This is a genomic window from Streptomyces ficellus, assembly GCF_009739905.1.
Lineage (GTDB): Bacteria > Actinomycetota > Actinomycetes > Streptomycetales > Streptomycetaceae > Streptomyces > Streptomyces ficellus_A.
Genome location: NZ_CP034279.1, coordinates 5,035,032 through 5,055,004 on the forward strand (window position 1 = coordinate 5,035,032; position 19,973 = coordinate 5,055,004).

Sequence of the window (19,973 nt, forward strand, 5' to 3'; positions counted from 1 at the left end):
TCAGGTCAGCAGTCCCGTGCGGAGCGGCTCGTCGGCCGCGTGCGGATGTACGTGGTCGTGGCCCGGCAGCGCGTGCTGGCCGACCGCCTCCGGGGGCGGGCCGTCGTGGACCACGCAGCCGTCGCGCAGCACGACCGCGCGGTCGATCAGCGGCTCCAGCGGGCCCAGCTCGTGCAGCACCAGCAGGACGGTCGTACCGCCCGCGACCTGCTCGCGCAGCGTCGCGGCGAGCACCTCCTGACTGGCCAGGTCGACGCCCGCCATCGGCTCGTCCATGATCAGCAGTTCGGGTTCGGAGGCGAGCGCGCGGGCGATCAGCACCCGCTGGTGCTGGCCGCCGGACAGGGCGGAGACGGAGTCCTTGGCGCGGTCGGCGAGCCCGACCACCTCGATGGCCCGCTCCACGGCCGCCCGGTCCGCCCTGGACGGCCACCTCAGCTTCGTACGGGACAGGCGGCCGGAGGAGACGACCTCGCGGACCGTGGCGGGCACGCCGCTGGCGGCGGTGGTGCGCTGCGGCACGTAACCGACGCGCGCCCAGTCGCGGAAGCGCCTCAGCTCAGTACCGAAGAGGCCGATGGAGCCGCCGGTGAGCGGGACCTGCCCGATGACCGAGCGGACGGCGGTGGACTTGCCCGAGCCGTTCGCGCCGAGCAGGGCGACGACCTCGCCGCGGTGGACGGCGAGGTCGACGCCGCGCAGCACGGGGCGCGAGCCGAGCGAGGCGGTGGCGGAGCGGACGGATATGACGGGCTCGCTGCTCACTGCTGTGCCTCCCTTGCGGGCGTGCGGGATGCGGGTCACCTGGCGCCCAGCGCCTTCTTCAGCGCGGCGAGGTTCGCCTCCATGACCTCGATGTAGTCAGCACCCCGGGACTTGTCGGTGATTCCCTCCAGCGGGTCCAGGACGTCCGTCCGGAGGCCGGTGTCCTTGGCGAGGGTCTTCGCGGTCCGGTCGCTGGCGAGGGTCTCGAAGAAGACGGTGGAGACCTTGTCCTTCTTCGCCGTGGCCTGGAGCTGCTTGACCCGGGCGGGGCTCGGCTCCGACTCGGGGTCGACGCCGCTGATGCCCTCCTGGTCCAGGTGGTAGCGCTCGGCGAGGTAGCCGAAGGCGGAGTGGGTGGTGATGAAGGTCCTGGTGGTGGTGTTCTTCAGGCCGGTCTCGAACCTCGTGTCGAGCGCGGTCAGCTTCTTCACCAGCGCGTCGGTGTTCTTCCGGTACGCGGCGGCGTTGTCCGGGTCGGCCTTCTCCAGCGAGGCGCCGACGCCCTTGGCGACCTCGGCGTACTTCACCGGGTCGAGCCAGATGTGCGGGTCGGCGCCGGCCTCGCCCTCGTGGGCGTGGTCGTGCTGCTCGTGCTCGGCGGCGCCCTCTTCGTGGCCGTGGTCGTGCGCCTCGTGGCCGCCCTCCTCGTGGCCGCCCTCCTCATGGCCGGTGGAGGTGCCGTGCTCCTCCATCGCGGTCAGGGTGGCCGCGTCGACGGTGTTCTTCACGCCCGCCTGGGCGATGGCGTCGTCGACGGCGGGCTGGATGCCCTTGAGGTAGAGGATGTAGTCCGCGTCGCCCAGCGCGCCGATCTGGCGCGGCTTCAGCTCCAGGTCGTGCGGCTCGACGCCGGGCTTGGTGAGGGTGGAGACGGAGACGTGGTCGCCGCCGATCTGCTCGGCCAGGTACTGCATCGGGTAGAACGACGCCACCACGCTCAGCTTGCCGTCCGCGCCGCCCGAGCCGGAGCCGGACGGTCCGCCGCAGGCGGAGAGGGTGACCAGGCCGAGGGTCACGGCTCCGGCGACGGCGGTGGTGGGTATCAGACGGCGTACGTTCATGGGATTCATTTTCAACAATGTTGGAAACGATTGTCAACAAAGGTGGGGAGTGGCCCCGGCCACGCACCGATTTGATCCCAGGGGTGCGCACGCCGGTAACCTGAAGCATTCGCCGTTCGCCATCGTCGTTATGAAGAGAGCACAGTGGCCGCCGACAAGATCGACACGATCGTCAACCTGAGCAAGCGCCGTGGCTTCGTCTACCCGTGCAGCGAGATCTACGGCGGTCAGCGGGCCGCCTGGGACTACGGGCCGCTGGGTGTCGAGATGAAGGAGAACCTCAAGCGCCAGTGGTGGCGCTACATGGTCACTTCGCGCGAGGACGTCGTCGGTATCGACTCGTCGGTGATCCTGGCCCCCGAGGTCTGGGAGGCCTCCGGACACGTCGCCACGTTCACCGACCCGCTCACCGAGTGCACCTCCTGCCACAAGCGCTTCCGCGCGGACCACCTGGAAGAGGCGTACGAGGAGAAGCACGGCCGTCTCCCCGAGAACGGCCTCAAGGACCTGGGCTGCCCCAACTGCGGCAACAAGGGCACCTTCACCGAGCCCAAGCAGTTCTCCGGCCTGCTCTCCACGCACCTCGGCCCCACCCAGGACTCCGGCTCCGTCGCCTACCTGCGCCCCGAGACCGCCCAGGGCATCTTCACCAACTTCGCCCAGGTGCAGCAGACTTCCCGCAAGAAGCCGCCGTTCGGCATCGCGCAGATGGGCAAGTCCTTCCGCAACGAGATCACCCCCGGCAACTTCATCTTCCGCACCCGCGAGTTCGAGCAGATGGAGATGGAGTTCTTCGTCAAGCCGGGCGAGGACGAGCAGTGGCAGGAATACTGGATGGAGCAGCGGTGGAACTGGTACCGCGACCTTGGTCTCCGTGAGGAGAACATGCGCTGGTACGAGCACCCGGCCGAGAAGCTCTCCCACTACTCCAAGCGCACCGCCGACATCGAGTACCGCTTCCAGTTCGGCGGCAGCGAGTGGGGCGAGCTCGAGGGCGTCGCCAACCGCACCGACTACGACCTGAACGCGCACTCCAAGGCGTCCGGCACCGACCTGTCGTTCTTCGACCAGGAGGCCGGCGAGCGCTGGACGCCGTACGTCATCGAGCCGGCCGCCGGTGTCGGCCGCGCGATGCTGGCCTTCCTCCTCGACGCGTACAACGAGGACGAGGCGCCGAACGCCAAGGGCGTCATGGAGAAGCGCTCCGTGATGCGCCTCGACCCGCGCCTCGCGCCGGTCAAGGTCGCCGTCCTGCCGCTGTCCCGGAACGCGCAGCTCTCGCCGAAGGCCAAGGGTCTCGCGACCGACCTGCGCAAGAACTGGAACATCGAGTTCGACGACGCGGGCGCGATCGGCCGCCGCTACCGCCGCCAGGACGAGATCGGCACGCCGTTCTGCATCACGGTCGACTTCGACACCCTGGACGACAACGCGGTGACCGTGCGCGAGCGCGACACCATGAAGCAGGAGCGCGTCTCCCTGGACCAGATCCAGGGCTACCTGGGCAGCCGCCTGCTGGGCTGCTGACGCGTGCTTCTCGGGAAGCCCCGGTTCCGGTGGGACCGGGGCTTCGTCGTGCGGCCCGGGAAAAGTGGATGCCCTGGCCTTCATGGGCGGGGTACGGTCAGCGCATGCCATACCTTCCGATCTACGAGTGAGAGTGCGGCGGGTGACACCACCCGCCCCCCACGCACCACCTGCCGAACCACTTCTCACCACGATGGAGAACCCATGGCCAAGAGCCGCAACAACCTCCTCGGCGTAGGCGGACAGCGCAAGAAGCTGTCCCGCGCCGACCAGCAGGGCTCCGCCCCGGCCCGCGCCGCCGACCGCAGGGCGGCCGCCGACCAGAAGCAGGACCTGCTCCGCAAGATGCGGGAACGCGCGCTCGGTACGCCGGAGCAGGACGAGACGCCGCAGGACGAGCAGACGCGCGAGAGCTGACGCCTCGCGCACCGGACCGGGCGCACGGCGATATGTCGCACGGCGCCTACCAAGGCCCGGGCCACCCCTGTACGGGTGGCCCGGGTCTTTGCCGCGGGGGGCCTGTCTCAGTTCCCCGAGGGGCTCCGACCCCCCGTTGCGGGATCACCCCGCGGGGCCTGCCCACCCCGTTGTGGGCAATCGTCCCGGGACTCCCGCCTCCCGTTGCGGGCTCGCCCCGCCGGTCTCGTTGTGGGCAACCGCCCGCAGGGGTTCCCACCCACCCGTTGTGGGCTCACCCGCTGGGCCCGCTGCCCCCGTTGTGGGCAATCGTCTCGCAGGGCGGGACGGGTGGGCACAACGGGACTGGGGCGGTGCCTGTCGTCGGTTCCCTGCTGGGCGGTGCCCTGTCCCGGTTCGCCTGCGGGCGGTGCCTCGGGCCGGTGCCGGTCGGTGGGGGTGGGGCGTGGCCCCTCCGGGCTCGCCTCCTCGGGGCCGGCGGCCTCGGGTTGCGGGACAGGGAGCCCCGGTAACGCCGCCAACCCCTGCGGGGGCGACCCTGCACGGCCCCACCCCGGTGCGTCGCCGGGTGCGGGACGGTGGGTGGTGGGCACGGCCCGCCCCGGTGCGTCGCCGGGTGCGGGGTGGTGGGTGGTGGGCACGGCCCGCCCTGGGTGCGGAGCGGTGGGTTACTTGAGGCGCGTCGTGGTGGCCGCGCCGACCAGGAGGACGATCAGGCCGCATCCGGCGATCACCCACCACGCCTGGCGGCTCGCCGCGGCGAAGCCGGCCGTGTGGGAGGCCAGGACGGCTCCGATGACCGCGACGCCCAGCGTCTGGCCGATCTGGCGGCTGGTCGACGCGACGGCCGCGGCGACGCCCGCCTGGGCGCGGGGCATGCCCGAGACGGCCGTGTTGGTGATGGGCGCGTTCACCATGCCGAAACCGAGGCCGAACAGGACGTACCCGGTGAACAGCAGCGGCGTGGACGCCTCGGCCTCGAAGGCGGCGAAGAGCACGCCGGCCGCCGTCATCGTCACGCCGGCGATCAGCAGCGGCAGGCGCGGGCCCCGGCTGCCGACGAGGCGCCCCGACAGGGGGGCGCAGACGAGGGTCAGCGCCGCCATGGGCAGCATGTGGAGGCCGGCGCCCAGGGCGGTCAGCCCGCGTACGTCCTGGAGGTACAGGGTGTTGACGAACAGGAAGCCGCCCAGGGCCGCGAACGAGCACACCGCGATGACCGTCGCCCCGCTGAACGGCGCGCTGCGGAAGAACCGCAGGTCGATCAGCGGCTCGGCGCGCCTCGGTTCGTACAGGAGGAGCCCGGTGAGGGCGAGCGCGGCCGCGCCGGCGAAGCCCAGGATCAGCGGTGAGGTCCAGCCGGCGACGGGCGCCTCGATGATGGCGTACGTCAGGCAGCCGAGGAGGGTCATGACCAGGAGCTGGCCGACCGGGTCGACGCGGCGCGGCCGGGGCGCGCGGGACTCGGGGACGTACCGGAGGGTGAGGAAGAGGGCGAGCAGGCCGATGGGCAGGTTGATCCAGAAGATGGAGCGCCAGCCCACGGTGTCGGTGAGCACCCCGCCGACGAGCGGGCCGGCCGCCATGGAGATGCCGACGACGCCGCCCCAGACGCCGATGGCGCGGGCACGCGCGCGTGGCTCGGTGAACGTGTTGGTGATGATCGACATGGCGACCGGGTTGAGCATCGAGCCGCCGACGGCCTGGACCGTGCGGAAGGCCACGAGGGAGGTCAGGTCGGGGGCGAGGGAGCAGAGCGCCGAGCCGAGGGTGAACAGGACGAGGCCCGCCGTGAAGACCTTGCGGCGGCCGATCCGGTCGGCGGTGGAGCCGGCGAGCATCAGCAGGGACGCGAGGACGACGGTGTACGCGTCGATGACCCACTGCATTCCGGCGACGTCCGCGTGCAGCTCCTCGCGCATGGAGGGCAGGGCGACGTTCAGGACGGTGTTGTCGAGGCTGACGATCAGCAGGCTCATGCAGCAGATCGCCAGGACGAGCAGCCGCCGGCGGTGGGTGAGCTCGGGCACATATCCAAAGTACGCCTAACTAACGATCCGCTCGGTGTGTGGGTGACAATGGGGGGCATGACCGCGTTCAGTCCCCTTGCCGTCGGGCCGCACACCGTGCGTCCGCCGGTGGTGCTCGCGCCGATGGCCGGCATCACCAACGCCCCCTTCCGTACCCTCTGCCGCGAGTTCAGCGGCGGCAAGGGCCTGTTCGTGAGCGAGATGATCACGACGCGGGCGCTGGTCGAGCGCAACGAGAAGACGATGCAGCTGATCCACTTCGACGAGACGGAGACGCCCCGGTCGATCCAGCTGTACGGGGTGGACCCGGTGACGGTCGGCAAGGCGGTCCGGATGATCGTCGACGAGGACCTCGCCGACCACATCGACCTGAACTTCGGCTGCCCGGTGCCCAAGGTGACGCGCAAGGGCGGCGGGTCCGCCCTGCCGTACAAGCGTCCGCTGCTGCGGGCGATCCTGAACGAGGCGGTCTCGAACGCCGGGGACCTGCCGGTGACCATGAAGATGCGCAAGGGCATCGACGACGACCACATCACCTTCCTGGACGCGGGCCGTATCGCGGTCGAGGAGGGCGTGACCGCGATCGCGCTGCACGGGCGGACGGCGGCGCAGCACTACGGCGGCACGGCCGACTGGGACGCCATCGCGCGGCTGAAGGAGCACGTCCCGGAGATCCCGGTGCTCGGCAACGGCGACATCTGGTCGGCCGACGACGCGCTGCGGATGATGCGCGAGACCGGCTGCGACGGTGTCGTGGTGGGGCGTGGCTGTCTGGGCCGCCCGTGGCTGTTCGGCGACCTGGTGGCGGCCTTCGAGGGTTCGGGTGCGGCGGCGACGCCCACCCTGCGCGAGGTCGCGGAGGTGATGGTGCGGCACGCGACGCTGCTGGGGGAGTGGATCGGCGACGAGACGCGGGGCGTCATCGACTTCCGTAAGCACGTGGCCTGGTACCTGAAGGGGTTCGCGGTCGGCTCGGAGATGCGCAAGCGGCTGGCGATCACCTCGTCGCTGGACGAGCTGCGCGCTCAGCTGAGCGAGCTGGACCTGGACCAGGCGTGGCCGGCGGGTGCGGACGGGCCGCGCGGGCGGACGTCCGGGAACAACCGCGTGGTGCTGCCGGACGGATGGCTGAAGGACCCCTACGACTGCGCCGCGGTCAGCGCGGACGCGGAGCTGGACACCTCCGGCGGGTGACCCGGCGGGGCTCTTCGGCGGCTGTCCGCATGCGGGTCGGGACCCGTCCGGATCCTGGAACCGGGGGCTCCGGCGGGGCGTGATTCTCGCCACCCCTGATAGGGGTTGCGCTCAGATGAGCGCGAAATGGGCGACTGCACTTCTCAAAGGGTGGCACTGAGTGCCACCCTTTTTGTGTTCAAGACTTGAACTCACGTGGCTCGTTCGGCGCTCACATGAGCGGTTACCCCCAGCATTGCGTCAAGCCCCTTTCGGAGGCTGAAGGCTGAGGGCCGGAAAACCTACTGCGCGGTCACTTTCGATCTGGTGGCGGACGGGTGGTTAAGGCCGTATGACGGGTAGGCGTACGTACCCAGAAGCCTTCGATCTGGGTATGTTCCTCGCCGTCAGGGCAGCCACCGAGTCCTCGAGGAGTCGAGACCCGTGTCGGAAAACAAAGATCAGAAGTTCGTGTACGACTTCACCGAGGGCAACAAGGACCTGAAGGACCTGCTCGGCGGTAAAGGTGCCAACCTCGCCGAGATGACCAACCTGGGTCTCCCGGTGCCCCCCGGCTTCACCATCACCACCGAGGCCTGCAAGGTCTACCTCGACAGCGGCGACGAGCCCGTCGAGCTCCGCGACGAGGTCAGCGCGCACCTCGACGGCCTCGAGCGGAAGATGGGCAAGAAGCTCGGTCAGGCCGACAACCCGCTTCTGGTCTCCGTCCGGTCCGGCGCCAAGTTCTCCATGCCCGGCATGATGGACACCGTCCTCAACATCGGACTCTCCGACAAGTCCGTCGAGGGCCTGGCCGAGCAGGCCGGCGACGAGCGGTTCGCCTGGGACTCGTACCGCCGCCTCATCCAGATGTTCGGCAAGACCGTCCTCGGCGTCGACGGCGAGCTGTTCGAGGAGGCCCTCGAGGACGCCAAGGCCGCCAAGAAGGTCACCGTCGACACCGACCTCGACGCGGGCGACCTGAAGAAGCTCGTCAAGCACTTCAAGAAGATCGTCAAGGCCGAGGCCGGGCGCGACTTCCCGCAGGACCCGCGCGAGCAGATGGACCTCGCCATCAAGGCCGTCTTCGACTCCTGGAACGGCGAGCGCGCCAAGCTCTACCGCCGCCAGGAGCGCATCCCGCACGACCTGGGCACCGCCGTCAACATCTGCTCCATGGTGTTCGGCAACCTCGGCCCCGACTCCGGCACCGGCGTCGCCTTCACCCGCGACCCCGCCTCCGGCCACCAGGGCGTCTACGGCGACTACCTGCAGAACGCGCAGGGCGAGGACGTCGTCGCCGGCATCCGCAACACCGTGCCGCTGGCCGACCTCGAGTCGATCGACAAGAAGTCGTACGACCAGCTGATGCAGATCATGGAGACGCTGGAGAACCACTACAAGGATCTCTGCGACATCGAGTTCACCATCGAGCGCGGCCAGCTGTGGATGCTCCAGACCCGCGTCGGCAAGCGCACCGCCGGTGCCGCCTTCCGGATCGCCACGCAGCTCGTCGACCAGGGCCTGATCGACGAGGCCGAGGCCCTCCAGCGCGTCAACGGCGCCCAGCTCGCCCAGCTGATGTTCCCGCGCTTCGACGAGAAGGCGAAGGTCGAGCAGGTCGGCCGCGGCATCGCCGCCTCGCCCGGCGCCGCCGTCGGCAAGGCCGTCTTCGACTCGTACACCGCCGTCAAGTGGTCCCGGTCCGGCGAGAAGGTCATCCTCATCCGCCGCGAGACCAACCCGGACGACCTGGACGGCATGATCGCCGCCGAGGGCATCCTGACCTCCCGTGGCGGCAAGACCTCCCACGCGGCCGTCGTCGCGCGCGGCATGGGCAAGACCTGTGTCTGCGGCGCCGAGGAGCTGGAGGTCGACACCAAGCGCCGCCGGATGACCGTGCCCGGCGGCGGGGTCGTCGAGGAGGGCGACGTCGTCTCCATCGACGGCTCCACCGGCAAGGTGTACCTCGGTGAGGTGCCCGTCGTGCCGTCGCCGGTCGTCGAGTACTTCGAGGGCCGCATGCACGCCGGCGCCGACGACGCCGACGAGCTGGTCCAGGCCGTCCACCGGATCATGGCGTACGCGGACCGGGTACGCCGGCTGCGCGTACGGGCCAACGCCGACAACGCCGAGGACGCCTCGCGGGCGCGGCGCTTCGGCGCCCAGGGCATCGGCCTGTGCCGCACCGAGCACATGTTCCTCGGCGAGCGGCGCGAGTACGTCGAGCGCCTCATCCTCGCCGACACGGACGAGGAGCGCGACGCCGCCCTCAAGGCCCTGCTGCCGCTCCAGAAGCAGGACTTCGTCGAGCTGTTCGAGGCGATGGACGGCCTGCCGGTCACGGTGCGCCTCCTCGACCCGCCGCTGCACGAGTTCCTCCCCGACATCACCGAGCTGTCGGTGCGCGTCGCCCTCGCCGAGGCCCGCAAGGAGCCGCACGAGAACGAGCTGCGCCTGCTCCAGGCCGTGCACCGGCTGCACGAGCAGAACCCGATGCTGGGTCTGCGCGGCGTACGCCTCGGCCTGGTCATCCCCGGCCTGTTCACCATGCAGGTGCGGGCGATCGCCGAGGCCGCGGCCGAGCGCGTCGAGGCCAAGGGCGACCCGCGCGCCGAGATCATGATCCCGCTGGTCGGCACCGTCCAGGAGCTGGAGCTGGTGCGCGACGAGGCCGAGCAGGTCATCGCCGAGGTGCAGGCGCGGACCGGCGTCGAGCTGACCCTGGCGCTCGGCACGATGATCGAGCTGCCGCGCGCCGCGGTGACCGCCGGCCAGATCGCCGAGTGCGCCGAGTTCTTCTCCTTCGGCACCAACGACCTCACCCAGACGGTGTGGGGCTTCTCCCGGGACGACGTGGAGGCCAGCTTCTTCACCGCGTACCTGGAGAAGGGCATCTTCGGCGTCAGCCCGTTCGAGACGATCGACAAGGACGGCGTCGGCGCGCTCGTGCGCAGCGCGGTCCAGGCCGGCCGCGAGACCCGGCCCGACATCAAGCTCGGTGTCTGCGGCGAGCACGGCGGCGACCCGGAGTCGGTGCACTTCTTCCACGAGGTGGGCCTGGACTACGTCTCCTGCTCGCCGTTCCGCATCCCGGTGGCGCGCCTGGAGGCGGGCCGCGCGGCTGCCCAGTCGAACGGGAGCGACAGCCGCTGAGCCGGCGCCGGACCGTTCACTGCCCTGACGGTCCGGCCCCTCGACACCGGAGCCGCCGTTGGTCCCCGACCCTCACCGATCGGCGGCGGCTCCGGTCCGCAAGAGAGACGGGGCGGACACCTTGTGCGGAGGTGTCCGCCCCGTCGGCGTGCGTACGCGGTCCGGCCCCGCCGGGCCGGTGGGCCACCGGGAACGGAAATGTTGGTTCCGGTGGCATTGCGGGCGGGTGTATTTCGGGCGGTTGAACACCGGACCTTTATGTCAGGTCAATGTATAGGCCAATGTCCGGCCTAATCGGTCGATTCATCCCGCAAAGGAACGGGCGGAGCGCGGCCACCGGATCCCCACCCGCCGACCGCGCCCCATTACCCCTGCCGGGCGGGAGAGCCGCAACCTTTCAGGTCCGCCGCCGGACGCGCGAAGCCCCCCACGGTCTCCAGCACGTCACCTCGGTCCTGAAGGTTTCCTGCCCGACGGCGTACAGCTTTTCGGTTCACCCCCGGTCTCCGCGATGCGTTTCAAGTGTGGCTGAAATGCCGTGGTGACGGCGTGTGATGGCATGCATACTCATTGGCGGGGGGTGATTGCGGATGCAACAGGGGTGGGTTCAGTGCTGCGTATTCATTTCACCGGGGACGACCTTGCCGGGGTCCGGATGGCCGCCCGGCCTGATGCGTTGTGGGAAACGATTCTCAGCTTTCACCGCTTGCGGGACCGGCGCGGCGCCCTCGTCTACGGAGCGTGGCGTTCGGAATCGCGGGCGCGGCTGAACGGCGAAACGCGGCTGCTCGGCGCCCTCGTGCCGACGCGGGGCTATTTCCCCGATTTCCTCACCCCGCCGCAGGGCCTGGACAGCCTCGACGCGGGCCTCCAGGCCGTGCGGGCCACCCCGCCCGCCCGCGTCCACACCGAGCTGGCCCTGCTGGCCACCTCCCGGCCCGGCGGCGCCCCGCTGCCCGGATGGGCGCGCGACCTCGCCGAGGGCCGGCAGGAGCCGTTCGGGCGGCTCATCGGGGCGCTCCGGGGCTACCACCGGGCCGCCATCGAGCCGTACTGGTCGCACATCGAGGCCCGCGTCGAGGCCGACCGCGCCGTCCGCGGCCGGGCGCTCCTCGACGGCGGCGCGGACGAACTGCTCGCCTCCCTGCCCCCGGTGCTCCGCTGGCGCGCACCCGTGCTGGAGGCCGACTACCCCGTCGACCGCGAGCTGCGGCTGGACGGGCGGGGCCTGCTCCTCCAGCCCTCGTACTTCTGCCGGGGCACCCCGGTCGTCCTGCGCGACCCGGACCTGCCGCCCGTCCTGGTCTACCCCGTGACGCACACCGACGCCCCGGTGTCCGGCCCCGTGGACCCGGGCTCCTCGCCGCTCGGACGGCTCGTCGGGCACACCCGGTGCGCCGTCCTCACGGCCATAGGCCACGGCGGTACGACGAGCGAGCTGGCCCGCCGCGCGGGCGTCTCGCTCGCCTCGGCCAGCCAGCACGCGGGCGTGCTGCGGGACGCGGGACTGGTGGTGACCCTCCGGCAGGGCAGCTCCGTCCTGCACACCCTGACGCCACTGGGCGCCGCCCTCCTGCACGGGGGCGGCGCCCAGCCCGGGCGGCAGCCGCAGCCGGCCGTCCAGCGCCGGCAGCCGCAGCGGCGGCGTTACGCGCGGAACGGCCCCGTCACCTCGTAGGTGATGCCGCCCGACGAACTGCCGGTCGTACCGCGCTGGCTGGAGAAGTACAGCCGGCGGCCGTCCGGTGAGAAGGCCGGGCCGCAGATCTCGGAGCCGGACTGGCCGCCGATCCGCAGGAAGGGCGCCACGACGTCGTCCGGCGTGATCACGCAGATCTCCATGGTGCCGCCGTCCTCCGCGACGAACAGGTCGCCGGAGGACGAGCCGGTGACGTTGTCCACGCCGGTCAGCGGGGCGCCACCGCCGGTGACCAGGGAGTCGTCATAGGCGAGCTCGTAGGTGTTGTTCGCCAGGTTCAGCTGCCAGAGGCGGTTGTCGCCCTTGGTGGTGAACCAGACGGTGTCGTTGGCGTAGTGGCAGCCCTCGCCGCCGTTGAACCGCTTGGCGCCGGAGACCTGGTCACGGGTGACGGTGGGGGAGCCGTCCGGGTCCGGCACGGTGGCCCAGGTGAAGCTGCCGGAGGTGGCGGTGCCCGCCCGCAGCACCTGAAGGGTGCCGGAGGACAGGTTGCCCCAGGTGGTGGGGACGAACCGGTACAGGCAGCCGTTGGACTCGTCCTCGGTCAGGTAGACCACCTTGCGGACGGGGTCGGCGGCGGCGGCCTCGTGCTTGAAGCGGCCCATCGCGTCCCGGCGCACGGCCGCGTTCACGCCGTAGGGGTCGGTCTCGTACACGTACCCCAGGCTGACCTCCTCGCAGGACAGCCAGGTGTTCCACGGGGTCCTGCCACCCGCGCAGTTCGTGCGGGTGCCCGACAGGATGCGGTACGCGCCGGTGATCGCGCCCGTGGAGGAGAACTTCACGGCGCTCGCGCCGCCACCCGGGTTGATCTCCGAGTTCGAGACGTAGATCCAGCCCGTGCCGTCCGTGAAGCACGCGCCGCCGTCGGGGGCGTTGTGCCAGGTGTACGAGGTCGAGCCGACCTTCTGGCCGGATCGGGCGATCACCCGGCTGGTGAAGCCGCTGGGCAACTGGATGCCGTTGGCGTCCGCCGCGCCGAGGGCCCCGTACGGCCCCGGGCCCGGCTGGGCCGGCGCCGCGTAGGCCGCGCCCTGCATCAGGGTGCCGCCGAAGGCCGCGACCGTGCCGCCCATGACCGCTCCGCGCAGGAAACTGCGACGTTCCACTTGTCACTCCAAGGGTGTGTGACCCTCCCGCCGCACCGGTCGGGGCGACGGGGTCGCGCGCTTCCGGAACCTAGAAGTCCCGCATTGACGGTGCATCAACACCCGGTGAAGGGGAAGCGGCGGCGCTCCGCCGCTCCGGCGCCGCCCACCTCTCCGGCACCCCCCGCCGCTTCCGCCCCTCCGCCCGGCTGCGGTGGCGGGCGGGACGCGGCGGGGCGAGATTTCTTTCGAGGACGTCCGGCGGGAGCGATGAGTTTCGCCTGACCCCCCGGTCTACCCCCTCGAAAGCACCACGACGACGAGAGAAGAGATGACGACATGCCCCAGATGATCTTCGTGAACCTGCCGGTGAAGGACCTCGAGACCTCGAAGGCCTTCTGGAGCAAGCTGGGCTTCTCCTTCAACGACCAGTTCAGCGACGACAAGACCGCCTGCCTGGTCCTGAGCGACACCATCTTCGTGATGCTGCTCACCGAGCCGCGCTTCAAGGACTTCACCAAGAAGGAGATCGCGGACGCGTCGTCCACCACCGAGGCGATCTTCGCGCTGAGCGCCGACAGCAGGGAGAGAGTGGACCAGCTGTGCGACGCCGCGCTGGCGTCCGGTGGCTCCGCCGCCAACGACCCCCAGGACTACGGCACGATGTACGGCCGTTCGTTCCAGGACCCGGACCACCACCTGTGGGAGGTCATGTGGATGGACCCGAAGGCGATCGAGGGCCAGGCCTGACCGGTCCGCCGGCGGGGCGGGGGGCCGGGCCGGGTCAGGCCGCGACCCCGCCGTCCACGACCAGGTCGGCGCCGACGACCGACCCCGCGGCCGGTGACGCGAGGTACAGCACCGCGGCGGCGACCTCTTCCGCGGAGGTGAGCCGGCCGAGGGGGGAGGTCAGCCGGGCCGCCCGCTCCTCGGGGGTCTCCCCGGGCAGCAGGGACATGGGCGCCTCCGAGGCGCCGGGGCTCACCGCGTTGATCCGGACGCCGTCGCCGATGTGGTCCAGGGCGGCGGCGCGGGTCAGCGCGGAGACGGCGGCCTTGCTCACCGCGTAGCCCCCGGTGCCGGGTACGCGGACGTGGGCGCCCAGGTTGGAGCCCACGTTGACGATCACGCCGCCGCCGTGGGCCCGCATGTGGGCGATCTCGGCCTGGAGGGCGTGGAGCACCCCGGTGACGTTGACGTCCAGCAGGGTCCGCCAGTCCGCCGCGTCCAGGTCGCCGACGGTGCTGCCGCCGCCGCGCAGCACGCCGGCGTTGTTGACCGCGACGTCGAGGCCGCCGAAGCGGGCGACGGTCCGCTCCACCAGGGCGCGCATGTCGTCGGCGCGGCTGACGTCGGCGGGGAAGGCTGCCGCCGTGCCGCCCGCCTTCTCGATCAGCGCGACGGTCTCGTCCAGGGTGGCCACCGTGCGCCCGGAGACGGCGACCGAGGCGCCCTCGGCGGCGAAGGCCAGCGCCACCGCGCGGCCGAGTCCGGAGCCGCCGCCCGTGACGAGCGCGGTCGCTCCGGTGAAGCGCGATGCGGTGCCGGTGAAGCGTGCGGACATGGGGGTCCCCCTCTGGGTCTGGTCCTGCTTGATTCTTGACTGAACGTTCCAATATGAGGCCGGAAGGAAAGGGGCGCCCTGGTTCGGGCGCCCCTTCCGGTGCCGCCGGGTCAGTCCAGCAGCGTCAGTGCCTGCTCCGCCGCGTCCCGCACGCGCGCGGGGTCGCCTGACGCCTTGCCGACGACGCGCAGCCCCTGCATCAGCACCAGCAGCATCCGGGCCAGCGCCCGCGGGTCGCGGTCCGCGGCGAGTTCGCCCCCGGCCCGTGCCCGTGCCAGCGCCGCGTGCAGCGCGGTCTCGACGTGCTCCCAGCCGAGCTCCACCCGCCGGGCCGCGGCCCGGTCGTGAGCGGCCAGCTCGGCGGCCGTGTTGGTGAAGAAGCAGCCGGTGAGACGCTGTTCGTCACTGGCGGCCTCGGCGGCGAACCGGCGCACCAGCGCCCGGACGGCGGGCAGGGCCGGGCCCGGCCGGGACAGCTCCTCCACCAGGCCCGGCTCGCGGGACTCCGCGTACCGGTCCATGGCCTTCAGGTACAGCTCGTGCTTGTTGCCGAAGGTCGCGTAGATGCTGGCGCGGCCGATGCCGAGGCGGTCGGTGAGGTCCGCCATCGACGTCGCCTCGTAGCCGCGCTCCCAGAACAGCTCGAGGGCTGCCTGGAGCGCGGCGTCCGGATCGAATTCCTTGGTCCTGGCCACGGTCGGGACTCTAGATCGATCTGGAACGATCGGTCAAGATCGCGTCGGTCAGGGTCGTGTCGGTCGAGAGCGTGTCGGTCGAGGGCGTAGCGGTCACGAACGTTCAGGCGGCCGGGACCAGTTCACGGGTGCGGGCCGGGAAGACCGCCACCGACACCTCCTCGTCGTCCAGGCACCGACCCGTCTCCAGGTCGAAGCGCTGCTTCAGCAACGGCGACGCCACGAACGGCCGCCCGCCCGCCGAGCCGAGCAGGCCCCGCGACAGCACCTGGGCGCCGGTGAACGGGTCCCGGTTGTCGATGGCGTACAGCCGCCCCGCCCGGTCCCGGAACAGCGCCACCTGCCGCCCGTCCGGCAGCAGCGCCGCCATGCCGCGCCCCGGCGTCAGCGCGGAGTCCTCGCAGATCGGCAACCAGGTCCCGTCGAGGGAGAGTTCGAGCATCATCGGGCGGAGGCTCCTTCCAGGGAGTCCCTGGACGCCGGCGGTTCCAGCGTCAGGATCGTCAGGTCCGGCTTGATCTGGCCGCGCTCCGGCACGAACCGCACCGACGGGTCCGGCGCGTCCGGGGCGTTCACGAAGGAGACGAACCGGCTCAGCCGCTCCGGGTCCTGGAGCGTCTCGGCCCATTCGTCGCGGTACGTCGCCACGTGCGCGGCCATCAGCGCCTCCAGCTCGTCGCACAGCCCGAGACTGTCGTGCACGACCACGTCCCGCAGGTGGTCCAGCCCGCCCTCCAGCCGCTCCAGCCAGGTCGCCGTGCGCTCCAGCCGGTCCGCGGTGCGGATGTAGAACATCAGGAACCGGTCGATCAGCCGGATCAGCTCCGCGTCCGACAGGTCCTGGGCGAGCAGGTCCGCGTGGCGCGGCGTCGCGCCACCGTTGCCGCCGACGTACAGGTTCCAGCCATTCGCCGTGGCGATCACGCCGAAGTCCTTCGACTGGGCCTCCGCGCACTCCCGCGCGCAGCCCGAGACAGCCGACTTGAGCTTGTGCGGGGCGCGCAGGCCCCGGTAGCGCAGCTCCAGGTCGATCGCCATCCGCACCGAGTCCTGCACGCCGTAGCGGCACCAGGTCTGGCCCACGCACGACTTCACCGTCCGCAGCGACTTGCCGTACGCGTGCCCCGACTCGAAGCCCGCGTCCACCAGCCGCGCCCAGATCCTGGGCAGCTGGTCCACCCGGGCACCGAACAGGTCGATCCGCTGACCGCCCGTGATCTTGGTGTAGAGGCCGAAGTCCCGGGCCACCTCGCCGATCACGATCAGCTTCTCCGGGGTGATCTCCCCGCCCGGGATGCGCGGCACGATCGAGTACGAGCCGTTGCGCTGCATGTTCGCCAGGAAGTGGTCGTTGGTGTCCTGGAGCGCGGCCCGCTCGCCGTCGAGGATGTACTCGTTGGTCAGGCTCGCCAGGATCGACGCCACGGCCGGCTTGCAGACCTCGCAGCCGTCGCCGCCACGCGCCTCCTCGCGGCCGTGCGAGTCGAGGAGCTCGGCGTACGACGTGAACCGCATGGTGCGGACGATCTCGTACAGCTCGCTGCGGGTGTAGGTGAAGCAGCCGCACATGCCGGTGTCGGCGGGCTTCGGCAGCAGCTGCTGGATGACCTTCACGCAACTGCCGCAGCCGGTGCCCGCCTTGGTGCACTTCTTGACCTCGGGCAGCGAGGAACAGGCACAGATGGCGCCCTTGGTGACGTTGTGGCAGGAGCAGATGATCGCGTCGTCGGGCAGGGACTGCGGGCCGAGCGACACCGGCGCCCCGGCGCCGGCCGGCAGCACCAGCTGCTCGGGCGCCACCGGCGGCTTCGTCCCGGTCATCGGGCGGAGCATCCCGTACGACTCGGCGTCCCCGACCAGCACGCCGCCCAGCAGCACCCCGTCCGGGTCGACGACCAGCTTCTTGTACACCCCGGCCCGGGAGTCGGAGTAGACGACGTCCAGGCAGCCCTCGGCGGTGCCGTGCGCGTCACCGAACGACGCCACGTCCACACCGAGCAGCTTCAGCTTGGTCGACATGTCGGCACCGGTGAAGCCGTCCGTCTCCTCCTCGGCGATCGCCGCGGCGGCCGTGAGCGCCATCTCGTACCCGGGCGCGACCAGCCCGTGCACCCGGCCGTCGACCGCCAGGGCGCACTCGCCGATCGCGAACACGGCCGGGTCCGACGTACGGCACCGCTCGTCGACCGCGATGCCGCCGCGCTCGCCGACCGCCAGGCCGCAGTCCCGCGCCAGCTGGTCGCGGGGGCGCACGCCCGCCGAGAAGACCACCATGTCGGTGGTGACCGTCGAACCGTCCGACAGCGCCATGCCGGTCACACGACCGCCCCCGGCGCCGTCCTCCGTGAGCACCTCCTGCGTGCCGGTGCCCGTGTGGACGACGAGCCCCATGTTCTCGATGGTGCGCAGCAGGGCCGCGCCGCCGCCCTCGTCGACCTGCACCGGCATCAGGCGCGGCGCGAACTCCACGACGTGCGTCTCCAGGCCCAGCCCCTTGAGCGCGCCCGCCGCCTCCAGGCCGAGCAGCCCCCCGCCGACCACCGCGCCGGTCCGCGCCGTCTTCGCGTACTCCTCGATGGCGAGGAGGTCCTCGATCGTCCGGTAGACGAAGCAGCCGGTCGCGTCCTTGCCCGGCACCGGCGGAACGAAGGGGTACGAACCGGTCGCCAGGACCAGCGTGTCGTACGCGATCACCCGGCCGGCGCGCGAGGTGACCGTCCTCGCCTCGCGGTCGATGGTCTCGGCCGGGTCGTCCAGGTGCAGCTCGATCCCGTGCCGCGTCATGAAGTCACCCTCGACCATGGACAGGTCGTCGGGCGTCTTCCCGTCGAAGTACGAGGTCAGCCGGACGCGGTCGTACGCCGGGCGCGGCTCCTCGCAGAGCACGACGACCCGCGCCCGCTCGGTGACCCCGCGCTCGGCGAGGCCCTCCAGGAAGCGCTGGCCGACCATGCCGTGGCCGACGAGGACGATGGTGGGCATGTTCGGCGTGTGGGCCATTTCAGGAGCCTCCGTCATGGGTGAGCAGGTGGAGCAGGGGCGCTTCCGGAAGGGCCTCGTCGCCCTCCCAGGCCCGGGCGAGCGCCCCGACCGCGCCGAGATCGCCGAGCAGTACGCCGCCGACGAGGCGGTCGCCGCGGACGACGACCTTCCGGTACGCGCCGCTCGTCGCGTCCGCCAGCCGCACGGTGTCGTCGCCGGGCAGCGCCGTCGCCTCGCCGAACGCCGCCAGTTCGAGGGCGTCCATGCTCAGCCGGGTCAACGCGCGCGTGCCGCGGTACGCGCCGGTGCCGTGCAGCAGCACCTCCGCCAGGACGTCGGCCTGCTCCAGGGCGGCACCGGCCAGCCCGTAGAGCCGGCCGTCGTGCTCGGCGCAGTCGCCGACGGCGTGGACGAACGGGTCGGAGGTGCGCAGCTGGTCGTCGACGACGATCCCGCGCCGCACGTCCAGGCCCGCCTCCAGGGCGAGACCCACGCGGGGCCGCACCCCGCAGGCGATGACGACGACGTCCGCGTCCAGCACGAACCCGTCGGCCAGCTCGACCGCCTCGACCGTGTCGTCCGTGCAGCGCAGGCCCCGGACACGGCACTCCGTGTGGACCTCCACCCCCAGGTCCGCCTCCAGGTGGCGGCGCAGCAGCCGTGAGGCCTCGGCGTCCAGCTGGCGCTCCATCAGGTGCTCGCCCTGCTGGGCCAGCACCACCTCCGCGCCCCGCGCCGCGAGGGCGCGCGCGGCCGACACGCCCAGCAGGCCGCCCCCGATCACCACCGCCCGCACCCCGGGTGCCACCAGCGCGTCCAGGGCGAGGCAGTCGTCGAGCGTCCGGAAGGCGTGCACCCCGGCCGGCAGCCGCCCGCCGCCCAGGCCGCGCAGCGGCGGCAGCACCGGGTTCGAGCCGGTGGCCAGAATCAGCCGGTCGTACGCGAACGCCGCACCGTCCGCGCAGTGCACCACGCGGGCGGCGCGGTCGATGCCGGTCACCCGCACCTCGTGCCGCGCCCCTCCGTCGCGCGGCGCCGGCAGGGCGGTGACCTCGGGCCCGTACCGCCCGGCCAGGACGTCCGCGAGCAGCACCCGGTTGTACGGGGCGTGCGGCTCCTCGCCGAGCAGGGTGACGGGCAGCCGCTCGGCGAGCCGGGCGCCCGCCGTGCCTCCTCCGACCACCACGATGCGTGAACTCATGCCCGTCAGCGTGCGTCGGCGGTGTTACCCGGCCGCATCCCGATTGTTTCGCCCACGGAAAGCTGACCTCAGCGGCGGACGTGGTCACCGGTGAGGGAACCCCGCCTGCCGGGGTGGGGACAGCCGGAGCCCGGATACTCCGGTGGCCTCCATGGTGCGGGGAGCCGCCGTTCGGGAGCCTTGGTGCATGGACGTCGTCACCCGTGTGCTCACCGAGCCGTTCCGCCCCGCGACCTGGAGGCGGGTCGCCTACCTGCTGGTCGCGCTCCCGGCCGGGCTGCTGGGCGTGCCGCACCTGCTCGCGCGGCGGCTGCTGGGGGTGGACCTCGGCGCGCCGGCGCCCCGGCGGCTCGTCCTGTACGCGCTGCTGGCCACACCGGTGAACGCGGTGGCGCTCGCCGTCACCGTGTACGGCTGGTCGCTCGTCCCCATGAACCTGGGCTGGCCGCTGCGGGCGGGCGACCCGGCGCAGGCGTGGGGCGGCCCGACCTTCGCCGGGGCGTGGGCGTTCCACGCGGTGGTGGGCGGGATCGGCTTCCTGCTCCTCATGCCCTGGATAGGCAGGGGCGTCACGGCCCTCCAACGACGGCTGGCCTTCCGGCTGCTGTGACGCCC

The 19,973-nt window shown here is 71.7% G+C and carries 16 protein-coding genes; 7 read left to right on the plus strand and 9 right to left on the minus strand.

Annotated elements, in window-relative coordinates; translation table 11 throughout:
- Both EIZ62_RS22500 and EIZ62_RS22505 read right to left on the minus strand, forming a co-directional pair.
- Entirely contained in the window at positions 1-765 is a 765-nt protein-coding gene (locus EIZ62_RS22500; protein WP_156694499.1) for a metal ABC transporter ATP-binding protein, read from the minus strand.
- Between the two features lie 35 nt (positions 766-800).
- The gene (locus tag EIZ62_RS22505; protein ID WP_156694500.1) at positions 801-1,826 is read right to left on the minus strand and encodes a metal ABC transporter substrate-binding protein; all 1,026 of its coding nucleotides are present in this window, start codon (positions 1,824-1,826) and stop codon (positions 801-803) included.
- A gap of 144 nt (positions 1,827-1,970) precedes the next feature.
- Here EIZ62_RS22505 and EIZ62_RS22510 point away from each other — a divergent pair, with 144 nt between their 5' ends.
- Positions 1,971-3,353 (plus strand): glycine--tRNA ligase, encoded by a 1,383-nt coding sequence (locus tag EIZ62_RS22510; RefSeq protein ID WP_156694501.1) that lies wholly within the window; start codon positions 1,971-1,973, stop codon positions 3,351-3,353.
- A 204-nt stretch (positions 3,354-3,557) separates the two neighbouring features.
- On the plus strand, positions 3,558-3,770 hold the full coding sequence (locus EIZ62_RS22515; protein WP_156694502.1) for a DUF6243 family protein: 213 nt from the start codon (positions 3,558-3,560) through the stop codon (positions 3,768-3,770).
- A gap of 668 nt (positions 3,771-4,438) precedes the next feature.
- Here EIZ62_RS22515 and EIZ62_RS22520 read toward each other — a convergent pair.
- Complete coding sequence (locus EIZ62_RS22520; RefSeq protein ID WP_156694503.1) at positions 4,439-5,800, minus strand: MFS transporter; 1,362 nt, start codon at positions 5,798-5,800, stop codon at positions 4,439-4,441.
- A gap of 57 nt (positions 5,801-5,857) precedes the next feature.
- Here EIZ62_RS22520 and dusB point away from each other — a divergent pair, with 57 nt between their 5' ends.
- The 3 genes from dusB (at position 5,858) to EIZ62_RS22535 (ending at position 11,807) form a co-directional block, all read left to right on the plus strand.
- Positions 5,858-6,994, plus strand: a complete 1,137-nt coding sequence (gene dusB / locus EIZ62_RS22525; RefSeq protein ID WP_156694504.1) for a tRNA dihydrouridine synthase DusB — start codon at positions 5,858-5,860, stop codon at positions 6,992-6,994.
- A gap of 423 nt (positions 6,995-7,417) precedes the next feature.
- Positions 7,418-10,129, plus strand: coding sequence for a pyruvate, phosphate dikinase (gene ppdK / locus EIZ62_RS22530; protein ID WP_156694505.1), 2,712 nt, complete (start codon positions 7,418-7,420; stop codon positions 10,127-10,129).
- 610 nt (positions 10,130-10,739) lie between these two features.
- Entirely contained in the window at positions 10,740-11,807 is a 1,068-nt protein-coding gene (locus EIZ62_RS22535; protein WP_208828008.1) for an ArsR/SmtB family transcription factor, read from the plus strand.
- On the opposite strand, the gene EIZ62_RS22540 is transcribed toward EIZ62_RS22535, so the two are convergent.
- Entirely contained in the window at positions 11,777-12,937 is a 1,161-nt protein-coding gene (locus EIZ62_RS22540; protein ID WP_156694506.1) for a PhoX family protein, read from the minus strand. The genes EIZ62_RS22535 and EIZ62_RS22540 overlap by 31 nt on opposite strands.
- A 318-nt stretch (positions 12,938-13,255) precedes the next feature.
- Between EIZ62_RS22540 and EIZ62_RS22545 the strand changes: the two genes are divergently transcribed.
- Entirely contained in the window at positions 13,256-13,666 is a 411-nt protein-coding gene (locus EIZ62_RS22545; RefSeq protein ID WP_156694507.1) for a VOC family protein, read from the plus strand.
- Between the two features lie 34 nt (positions 13,667-13,700).
- On the opposite strand, the gene EIZ62_RS22550 is transcribed toward EIZ62_RS22545, so the two are convergent.
- The 5 genes from EIZ62_RS22550 to EIZ62_RS22570 all read right to left on the minus strand — a co-directional run bounded on the left by EIZ62_RS22550 (position 13,701) and on the right by EIZ62_RS22570 (position 19,358).
- Positions 13,701-14,480, minus strand: a complete 780-nt coding sequence (locus EIZ62_RS22550) for an SDR family NAD(P)-dependent oxidoreductase (protein WP_156694508.1) — start codon at positions 14,478-14,480, stop codon at positions 13,701-13,703.
- A gap of 110 nt (positions 14,481-14,590) precedes the next feature.
- Positions 14,591-15,175: a TetR/AcrR family transcriptional regulator gene (locus EIZ62_RS22555; protein ID WP_156694509.1), complete on the minus strand. Its 585-nt coding sequence runs from the start codon at positions 15,173-15,175 to the stop codon at positions 14,591-14,593.
- 103 nt (positions 15,176-15,278) lie between these two features.
- A complete protein-coding gene (nirD, locus tag EIZ62_RS22560) occupies positions 15,279-15,620 on the minus strand; it encodes a nitrite reductase small subunit NirD (RefSeq protein ID WP_156694510.1) in 342 nt (113 codons plus the stop codon).
- Entirely contained in the window at positions 15,617-18,175 is a 2,559-nt protein-coding gene (gene nirB / locus EIZ62_RS22565) for a nitrite reductase large subunit NirB (RefSeq protein WP_156694511.1), read from the minus strand. Before nirB ends, nirD begins: the two co-directional genes overlap by 4 nt.
- Position 18,176: 1 nt before the next feature.
- Positions 18,177-19,358, minus strand: a complete 1,182-nt coding sequence (locus EIZ62_RS22570) for an NAD(P)/FAD-dependent oxidoreductase (RefSeq protein ID WP_156694512.1) — start codon at positions 19,356-19,358, stop codon at positions 18,177-18,179.
- Between the two features lie 187 nt (positions 19,359-19,545).
- Between EIZ62_RS22570 and EIZ62_RS22575 the strand changes: the two genes are divergently transcribed.
- Positions 19,546-19,968 (plus strand): hypothetical protein, encoded by a 423-nt coding sequence (locus EIZ62_RS22575; RefSeq protein ID WP_156694513.1) that lies wholly within the window; start codon positions 19,546-19,548, stop codon positions 19,966-19,968.
- Positions 19,969-19,973 lie beyond the last annotated feature (5 nt).

Excerpts from the sequence above, each read along its gene's own strand:
- nirD (WP_156694510.1), bottom strand. The coding sequence starts at position 15,620 with ATGATGCTCGAACTCTCCCTCGACGGGACCTGGTTGCCGATCTGCGAG.
- EIZ62_RS22505 (WP_156694500.1), bottom strand. The coding sequence starts at position 1,826 with ATGAACGTACGCCGTCTGATACCCACCACCGCCGTCGCCGGAGCCGTG.
- nirB (WP_156694511.1), bottom strand. The coding sequence starts at position 18,175 with ATGGCCCACACGCCGAACATGCCCACCATCGTCCTCGTCGGCCACGGC.
- EIZ62_RS22570 (WP_156694512.1), bottom strand. The coding sequence starts at position 19,358 with ATGAGTTCACGCATCGTGGTGGTCGGAGGAGGCACGGCGGGCGCCCGG.
- EIZ62_RS22575 (WP_156694513.1), top strand. The coding sequence starts at position 19,546 with ATGGACGTCGTCACCCGTGTGCTCACCGAGCCGTTCCGCCCCGCGACC.
- EIZ62_RS22545 (WP_156694507.1), top strand. The coding sequence starts at position 13,256 with ATGCCCCAGATGATCTTCGTGAACCTGCCGGTGAAGGACCTCGAGACC.
- dusB (WP_156694504.1), top strand. The coding sequence starts at position 5,858 with ATGACCGCGTTCAGTCCCCTTGCCGTCGGGCCGCACACCGTGCGTCCG.
- EIZ62_RS22550 (WP_156694508.1), bottom strand. The coding sequence starts at position 14,480 with ATGTCCGCACGCTTCACCGGCACCGCATCGCGCTTCACCGGAGCGACC.
- EIZ62_RS22515 (WP_156694502.1), top strand. The coding sequence starts at position 3,558 with ATGGCCAAGAGCCGCAACAACCTCCTCGGCGTAGGCGGACAGCGCAAG.